Source organism: Actinomyces israelii DSM 43320, from assembly GCF_000711965.1.
Classification (GTDB): Bacteria; Actinomycetota; Actinomycetes; order Actinomycetales; family Actinomycetaceae; genus Actinomyces; species Actinomyces israelii.
This window is the reverse complement of the sequence record NZ_JONS01000094.1, coordinates 1-2,259: the sequence shown is the minus strand read 5'-3', so window position 1 is coordinate 2,259 and position 2,259 is coordinate 1. Positions and strand designations below refer to the sequence as shown.

The 2,259-nt window shown below is 65.8% G+C and carries 1 rRNA gene; it reads left to right on the top strand.

Annotated elements, in window-relative coordinates:
* Positions 1-2,259: ribosomal RNA gene (locus O145_RS17770) — 23S ribosomal RNA — on the top strand; the annotation flags it as partial.

The window sequence follows — 2,259 nt, the reverse complement described above, 5'->3', positions numbered from 1 at the left end:
GGGGGGGGTGGTGGGGTGGTGGCGTGCCTATTGAAGAATGAGCCTGCGAGTCGTGCTGCGTGGCGAGGTTAACCCGTGTGGGGGAGCCGTAGCGAGAGCGAGTCCGAACAGGGCGGTGGAGTTGCGTGGTGCGGACCCGAAGCGGGGTGATCTACCCATGGCCAGGTTGAGGCGCGTGTAAGAGCGCGTGGAGGACCGAACCCACCTGGGTTGAAAACCGGGGGGATGAGCTGTGGGTAGGGGTGAAAGGCCAATCAGACTCCGTGATAGCTGGTTCTCCCCGAAATGCATTTTGGTGCAGCGTCGCGTGCTTCCCGGCGGAGGTAGAGCTACTGGGTGGCTGAGGGGCCCGTGAGGGCTACCGGGGTCAGCCAAACTCCGAATGCCGTGCGGGTGGAGCGTGGCAGTGAGACCGCGGGGGATAAGCTTCGTGGTCGAGAGGGAAACAGCCCGGACCGTCGGCTAAGGCCCCTAAGCGTGCGCTAAGTGGGAAAGGATGTGCGGCTGCGGTGACAGCCAGGAGGTTGGCTTAGAAGCAGCCATCCTTGAAAGAGTGCGTAATAGCTCACTGGTCGAGTGGTCGTGCGCCGACAATTCAGCGGGGCTCAAGCGCGCCGCCGAAGCCGCGGACCCGCCCCTGCTCGGATGCGGGGGCGGGTGGTAGGGGAGCGTCCTGCGCTGGGTGAAGCCCGGGGGTGACCCGCGGGTGGACGGTGCGGGAGCGAGGATGCAGGCATGAGTAGCGAGACCGGGGTGGGAGTCCCCGGCGCCGAGAGACCAAGGGTTCCAGGGGCAGGTTCGTCCTCCCTGGGTGAGTCGGGACCTAAGGCGAGGCCGACAGGCGTAGTCGATGGATGACGGGTTGATATTCCCGTACCGGCCTTGTACCGACCATGCTGACGCGCGGGTGCTAACCCACGCCGCCGGCCACGAGACGGTCCGCGGGTCGCCTTCGGGCGTCCCCGGGGGCCTGTGAGCCGGTGGTCTGGGGGTCCTCCGTGCTGGTAGGCAAGCGTGTTAACAGGGGTGACGCACAGTGGTAGCCCGGCGGGCCTGATGGCTTGGCCCGTTCAAGCGCGCAGCCCGGCCCCCAGGCAAATCCGGGGGCCTGCCCCCCCACGGGGGGCGGGGGCGAGGCGTGATGGTGACCCCGCCGCGGCGCGGCGGGGGACAGCAGGGTGATCCTGAGGTGCCGAGAAAAGCCTCGACGCGATGGTGCGGGCCGCCCGTACCCCAGACCGACACAGGTGGTCCGGCAGAGTATGCCTAGGCGGGCGAGCGAACCGTGGTGAAGGAACTCGGCAAATTGCCCCCGTAACTTCGGGAGAAGGGGGGCCCGACCCCTGAGGCCCCGCGCGGGCTGGGGGGAAGGGCCGCAGAGAGCAGGGGGGAGCGACTGTTTACTAAAAACACAGGTCCGTGCGAAGCCGCAAGGCGATGTATACGGACTGACGCCTGCCCGGTGCTGGAAGGTCAAGAGGATCCCTCAGCCCCTTCACGGGGCGAAGGGGTGAGTTCAAGCCCCAGTAAACGGCGGTGGTAACTATAACCATCCTAAGGTAGCGAAATTCCTTGTCGGGTAAGTTCCGACCTGCACGAATGGCGTAACGACTTCCCCGCTGTCTCCACCACGGGCTCGGCGAAATTGCACTACGAGTAAAGATGCTCGTTACGCGCAGAAGGACGGAAAGACCCCGGGACCTTCACTACAGCTTGGTATTGGCGTCCGCCACGGCCCGTGCAGGATAGGTGGGAGACCGTGATGCCGTCGCGCCAGCGGCGGCGGAGTCGTTGTTGAGATACCACTCCGGCCGTGGCGTGCGCCTGAACCTCGGCCCGTGACCCGGGCCAGGGACAGTGCCTGGCGGGTAGTTTAACTGGGGCGGTTGCCTCCCAAAGAGTAACGGAGGCGCTCAAAGGTCCCCTCAGCCTGGTCGGCAACCAGGTGGCGAGTGCAAGCGCACAAGGGGGCTTGACTGCGAGACCGACAGGTCGGGCAGGTGCGAAAGCAGGAGCTAGTGATCCGGCGGCCCCGCGCGGGCGGGCCGTCGCTCAACGGATAAAAGGTACCCCGGGGATAACAGGCTGATCCTGCCCAAGAGTCCATATCGACGGCATGGTTTGGCACCTCGATGTCGGCTCGTCGCATCCTGGGGCTGGAGCAGGTCCCAAGGGTTGGGCTGTTCGCCCATCAAAGCGGCACGCGAGCTGGGTTTAGAACGTCGTGAGACAGTTCGGTCCCTATCCTCTGCGCGCGCA